The following is a 910-nucleotide window of genomic DNA, read 5'->3' as shown; positions in this document are numbered from 1 at the left end:
GGGGGGGGGGGCAGGTCTTGCCTTTTGCCACTATACGGCTGACTCGTGAATAATGTAAGTCGAAGTGATTCCCTATTTGCTTTTGCGTATAGCCACCGCTATTAAATGCAGCAATAATGGCATCATTTCTACTAGGCGCTGAGTCTTGGTACTCCTTTAGCGAAAGAGGTTTAGCACGTCGCTGTTTTGCCGGAACCTCTTTGATATCTCCCTCTGCTAAATTCAAATTAGGAAGATGACTGTTCACAAACTCATCACTGCCTAGGTACACCTGCTGCTTTAATCCTGTCCATAGTGGCTTACCAACCCCCTCGAAAACGAATTGCTTGTATTTCTCAACAGCCTTATTTCTCTGGCGGCCAAATTGAAACAAGGTTTGATCAACCGCTAGCCAGTCTGGTGACTCTTTTAAACCAGTAACAAAAGGCCAACTGCTCCACTCATATTCGTTCGGTGTATCCACTATATTTGCACGAACGGGGTTAAGTAAAATGTAACGTCCCACTTCCAATAGATAAGCGTCTTTGTCGACTAAAATGGCTTTAAAGCGACCTTGGTATAGATGACCGACTCGGTTATGTTTTCTATTGAACTTTTGGGTATACACACCATTAAGCTGACGCATTCCCTTACTTAAGTTCCCATCAGGAGTTTCGACGAGTAGATGGTAATGATTGGTCATTAAACAGTAGCTATGCACGACCCAATTGAATCGCTCACTGGTGCCTGACAACACTTCGATAAACAATTCAAAATCTTGCTCTTCCAGATAAATCGGCTGTCGAGCATTACCGCGCGACGTTACATGATAGAGCGCACCCGCATACTCTATTCTCAGTGGTCTACTCATTGTCTTCCCTATACAAAAATGGCCTAGTTAAAAACTAGACCATTTCATCAAAAAGGCAAA

The 910-nt window shown here is 43.6% G+C and carries 1 protein-coding gene; it reads right to left on the bottom strand.

Annotated features, from left to right (window positions below):
- On the bottom strand, positions 1 to 850 hold an 850-nt coding region (locus AB4154_RS22220; protein ID WP_017060131.1), incomplete at its 3' end, for an REP-associated tyrosine transposase.
- Positions 851 to 910 lie beyond the last annotated feature (60 nt).

The sequence above is a fragment of the Vibrio sp. 10N.286.51.B11 genome (genome assembly GCF_041469245.1).
GTDB lineage: Bacteria > Pseudomonadota > Gammaproteobacteria > Enterobacterales > Vibrionaceae > Vibrio > Vibrio crassostreae_C.
Note: the sequence above shows the minus strand (reverse complement) of the source record. Positions and strands in the feature narration are given on the sequence as shown.